The organism is Phenylobacterium sp. (assembly GCF_037138395.1).
Taxonomy (GTDB): domain Bacteria; phylum Pseudomonadota; class Alphaproteobacteria; order Caulobacterales; family Caulobacteraceae; genus Phenylobacterium.
This window is the reverse complement of the sequence record NZ_JBAXIM010000187.1, coordinates 1-4,248: the sequence shown is the minus strand read 5'-3', so window position 1 is coordinate 4,248 and position 4,248 is coordinate 1. Positions and strand designations below refer to the sequence as shown.

The 4,248-nt window shown below is 71.2% G+C and carries 4 protein-coding genes and 1 pseudogene; 3 read left to right on the top strand and 2 right to left on the bottom strand.

Annotated elements, in window-relative coordinates; all coding sequences use genetic code 11:
• Nucleotides 1–837, top strand: an 837-nt coding sequence (locus WCJ52_RS11870) for a dienelactone hydrolase family protein (protein ID WP_336903516.1), incomplete at its 5' end; no start/stop codon positions are given.
• Here the strand turns inward: WCJ52_RS11870 and WCJ52_RS11865 are convergent.
• Nucleotides 799–1,278 (bottom strand): nucleoside deaminase, encoded by a 480-nt coding sequence (locus tag WCJ52_RS11865; protein ID WP_336903517.1) that lies wholly within the window; start codon nucleotides 1,276–1,278, stop codon nucleotides 799–801. The two genes, WCJ52_RS11870 and WCJ52_RS11865, sit on opposite strands and share 39 nt — an antisense overlap.
• Nucleotides 1,279–1,290: 12 nt before the next feature.
• Between WCJ52_RS11865 and WCJ52_RS11860 the strand changes: the two genes are divergently transcribed.
• Entirely contained in the window at nucleotides 1,291–2,790 is a 1,500-nt protein-coding gene (locus WCJ52_RS11860) for a pseudouridine synthase (RefSeq protein ID WP_336903515.1), read from the top strand.
• Here WCJ52_RS11860 and WCJ52_RS11855 read toward each other — a convergent pair.
• Nucleotides 2,756–3,379 (bottom strand): annotated as a pseudogene (locus WCJ52_RS11855) (enoyl-CoA hydratase/isomerase family protein); the annotation flags it as partial. The gene WCJ52_RS11860 and the pseudogene WCJ52_RS11855 overlap by 35 nt on opposite strands.
• 134 nt (nucleotides 3,380–3,513) lie before the next feature.
• Between WCJ52_RS11855 and rsmD the strand changes: the two are divergent.
• Entirely contained in the window at nucleotides 3,514–4,089 is a 576-nt protein-coding gene (rsmD, locus tag WCJ52_RS11850; RefSeq protein WP_336903514.1) for a 16S rRNA (guanine(966)-N(2))-methyltransferase RsmD, read from the top strand.
• The last annotated feature ends 159 nt before the right edge of the window (nucleotides 4,090–4,248 follow it).

Below are 4,248 nucleotides of genomic sequence, written 5' to 3'. Positions count from 1 at the left end.
GGACTGTCCCGCCGGGACCTTGGCGTCCTCGCCGCTGGCGCTGCGGTGGCGGTCTCCACAACGGCTGAGGGTGCGCCCCTCAAGGTGATGGAAATGGATGTCGAGGTGCAGACCCCGGATGGTCTCTGCGACGCCGTCTTCGTCCACCCCACAGGCAAGGCCCCCGCCGGGGGTTGGCCCGCGGTGCTGGTCTGGACGGACATCATGGGCCTGCGTCCCGTCTTCCGGCAGATGGCCAGCCGCATGGCCGCCGAGGGCTACGCTGTCCTGGTTCCCAACCCCTTCTACCGCAAGGGCCGGGCACCCATGCCCTCTGGACCGGTCAACTGGGCCGATCCAGCCGATCGGGCCAAGCTCATGGAGCTGAGGTCGGCCCTGACGCCGGAGGCCACGGCCCGGGACGCCATCGCCGGATTCGCCTTCCTCGACGGCCAGTCCATGGTCGATCCCGGCAAGGGCGCGGGCGTGCAGGGCTATTGCATGGGCGGACCCATGGCCTTCCAGGCCGCCGCGGTCCTCCCGGACCGCGTCACCGCCGTCGGGTCCTTCCACGGTGGGGGCCTGGTCACCGCAGCTCCCGACAGCCCGCACAGGCTGATCACCCAGACCCGGGCGGATTACCTGGTGGCCATCGCCGAGAACGACGACCAGAAGGAGCCCCAGGCCAAGGACGACCTGAGGTCCGCCTTCAAGGCTGCGGGCCGCCCAGCCACGGTCGAGGTCTATGCGGGCGCCCAGCACGGCTGGTGCGTTCCGGGTTCGCCCGTTTACAACCCCGAAGGCGCGGAGAAGGCCTGGTCAGCCCTGCTCGCCCTCTACCGCCGCCGTCTTACCTGACCGCCGGCCGCGCAGGGCGCGGAAGAATCCCCGCAGCAGGTCCCCGGACTCCTGGGCCAGAACGCCTCCGGTGACCTCAGGCCGCCAGTGGCAGGTTGGCGTGTCAAAGACCCGAGCCCCGTGGACCACGCCGCCGCCCTTGGGATCGTCGGCACCGAACACCACCCGGCCGATCCGGGCGTGGCTTATGGCCCCGGCGCACATGGGGCAGGGCTCCAGGGTCACGTAGAGGGTCAGGCCGGTCAGCCGGTAGTTGCCAAGCCTGCGGGCCGCACTGCGCAGAGCGCGGATCTCCGCATGGGCCGTGGGGTCCTGGTCCCCGATGGGCGCATTGCCCTCGGCCGCCAGCACCTCCCCCGTGGCCGGGTCGACAATGACCGCCCCCACCGGGGTCTCCCCTCGGTCTGCAGCGGCTTGCGCCTCGGCGAGCGCAATGCGCATGTAGTCTGGGTCATGGTCCACGATCCGTTACGAACCCCCGCCGGCGGCGAAGGTCAATCCCCGGAGGGCGGCGGCGAGCGCGTCGCCAAGGCCCTCGCGCGCGCTGGCGTAGCGTCCCGCCGGGAGGTCGAGCGCCTGATCACCGAGGGCCGGGTCGCGCTAAACGGCCGCACCCTCGACACCCCCGCAGTCCGCATCGATCCGGGCGACATACTGACCGTGGACGGAGAAGTGATCGCCGACGCGGAGCCGGTCCGCCTGTTCCGCTATCACAAGCCCTCGGGCCTGATGACCTCGCACAACGATCCCCAGGGCCGCCCGACTGTCTTCCAGGCGCTTCCTCCCGGGCTACCGCGGTTGATTTCTGTCGGCCGTCTCGACCTTGCCACAGAGGGCCTGCTCCTCCTCACCAATGACGGGGGCGTGGCCCGGACCCTGGAACTGCCCGCCACGGGCCTCGTCCGCCGCTATAGGGCCCGCGCCTTCGGCCGGATCACCCAGGACAGGCTGGACGCTCTCAAGGCCGGCGTCACGGTGGAAGGCGTCCGTTACGGCCCGGTCGAGGCGGTGATCGACAAGGCTCGGGAGGGTGCCTCCGGCGCCAACCTCTGGGTCAGCGTCACCCTCTCAGAGGGCAAGAACCGTGAGGTCCGCAAGGTGCTGGAATCGGTTGGCCTCAAGGTCAACCGGCTGATCCGCCTGGCCTACGGTCCCTTCGCCCTCTCCACCCTGCCTCCAGGCGAGATCGAAGAGGTGGGACCCCGGGTGATCCGCGAACTCTTCAGCGACATCATCCCCCCCGAGGACCTACCCGGGGGAGACAGGCCAAAGTGGAGCCGACGGGCCCCGGTCTCGGAAAAGCGCCGCGAAGTCGTGGCGGCGGAGACAACCCCGAAGGGCGATTCCGCCGACCGGGGTCGTCCCGCCTACAAGGCCGGCTGGGCCAGACCCAAGCCGAAGGCACCGGGGGGATATCCGCCCCGGAAGCCAGGTGATCGAAAGCCCGACGCCGGGAAGGCCGACGCCCGGAAGCCTAGTGATCGGAAGCCAGACGCCCGGAAACCCCTTGCCCGGAAGCCCGACGCCCGGAAGTCTGGCGATCGAAAACCCGATACCCGGAAGCCTGACGATCGGAAACCCGATGCCAGGAAGCCAGACGCCCGGAAACCCGATGGTCGGAAGCCTGACGATCGCAAGCCCGTTGCCCGGAAACCTGATGCCCGGAGGCCAGAAACCGGCAAGCCAGATGACCGGAAGCTAGCCGCCCCCAAACCCGGCCCCCGGAAGCCGGCCGCCAGCAGGGCCGGGAAGACGGATATCGGCAGGCCGCCAGGCGGAGCCAAGGCCCGCTCCGGCGGCCCCACCCGCGCCGTCAGACCTTCTGGATCTCCACCGGACGGCGGGCGGCCTCCAGGGCCAGGCGGGCCGAAGCGGTCCGCATCACTTCCAGGAACGACCGACGCTCCTCGGAAAGGCCCTCCGAAAGGGGGCGGTCGAGGGCCGCGCGGGTAAGCCGTTTGGCGGCGGCTATGCCCTCGGCCCCGCGCCCCTCCCATTCCCGCGCCATCTCCAGGGCCCGGGCCAGGGGGTCAGCCGCCAGCTCATGCACCAGGCCGATGGCGTGGGCCTCCGCGCCCGTGAATGTCAGGCCGCGCAGGATGATCTCCAGGGCCCTGGCCTCGCCCACCACCCGGGGCAGGCGCTGGGTGCCACCGCCGCCGGGGAAGATGCCGATCCGAGTTTCGGGCAGGCCGATAGAGGCCGCTTCCGGCGTGGCGATCCGGAGGTCGCAGGCCAGGGCCAGCTCAAAGCCGCCGCCCTGGCAGAGGCCGTTGATGGCCGCCACCACAGGCTTGTCCGTAGCTGCGATCATGTCCGTCAGTTCCAGGAAGCCGGGCGGCGGTGGCGGGGCGTCGGCGCGGGGCGGTGAAGGGGGTGGCCCGTCCTGCAGCCGGGCGCTCATGTCGGCCAGCTCGTCCACGTCATAGTGCCGGATGAAGATGCCGGGCACGCCCCCGGTCAGGATCAGGCAGCGCACCGTGGGATCGCCCAGCGCGACCTCCGCTTCGGTGTACATCTCCCGGGCACCGGCCGCGGTCATCGTGCCCCAGGGCGGGTTGGTATAGGTCAGGACGACCGCCGCCCCCTTGCGTTCGCGGGTCACCAGGCTCATCACGACCTCCCTCTCTGTCTTTATCCTGCCGCCACCCTAGACCTGACCGAGGCGAGCCCGCCATGCGCATTGTTTCCGGCGCCCTGAAGGGCCGCAACCTCGTCGCGCCGCCGGGGCAGGTCACCCGGCCCACTTCCGACCGGGCCCGGCAGGCCGTCTTCAACATCCTGGAGCACGCCGCCTGGGCCCCGCCCCTGGCGGGCGCCCGGGTCATCGACCTCTTCGCCGGTTCGGGCGCATTGGGGTTTGAGGCCCTGTCCCGGGGTGCGGCCTTCTGCCTCTTCGTGGAGACCGAGGCCGCCGCCCGGGGCGCCATCCGCGACAATGCCGAGGCCTTTGCCCTCTTCGGTCGCACCCGCATCCACCGCCGGGACGCCACCGACCTGGGCGTCCGCCCCGGAGCCGACGGCCCGGCCTTCAACCTGGCCTTCCTCGACCCGCCCTATGGCCGGGGCCTGGGCGAGACCGCCCTGGCCTGCCTGCGCGAAGGCGGCTGGCTGGCTCCCGACGCCCTCGCCGTCCTCGAGACTGGCGCCGGCGACCCCACCCCGGAGACGCCCGGCTATACTCTTCTGGACGCCCGCACCTGGGGCGCGGCGAAGGTCTGGTTCCTGCAGCTGGAGGAAGGTGAGGGGTGAAGCTGAGAGGCCGGGGTTCCCCCTCCGCCGCGCTGCGCGCGCCACTTCCCCAAAGGGGAGGAATTAGGGCGCTAATTGCTCCCCCAAGGGGGAGCTCCGGGCAAAGCCCGGTGAGGGGGTCAAGGGCGGTTCCGGCTAGGTGCGCCCCAGCCGCGCCGC

What these genes read in the sequence shown, in the direction of transcription:
- WCJ52_RS11865 (WP_336903517.1), bottom strand. Translation starts at nt 1,278, where the DNA reads ATGCGCATTGCGCTCGCCGAGGCGCAAGCCGCTGCAGACCGAGGGGAG.
- WCJ52_RS11860 (WP_336903515.1), top strand. Translation starts at nt 1,291, where the DNA reads ATGGTCCACGATCCGTTACGAACCCCCGCCGGCGGCGAAGGTCAATCC.
- rsmD (WP_336903514.1), top strand. Translation starts at nt 3,514, where the DNA reads ATGCGCATTGTTTCCGGCGCCCTGAAGGGCCGCAACCTCGTCGCGCCG.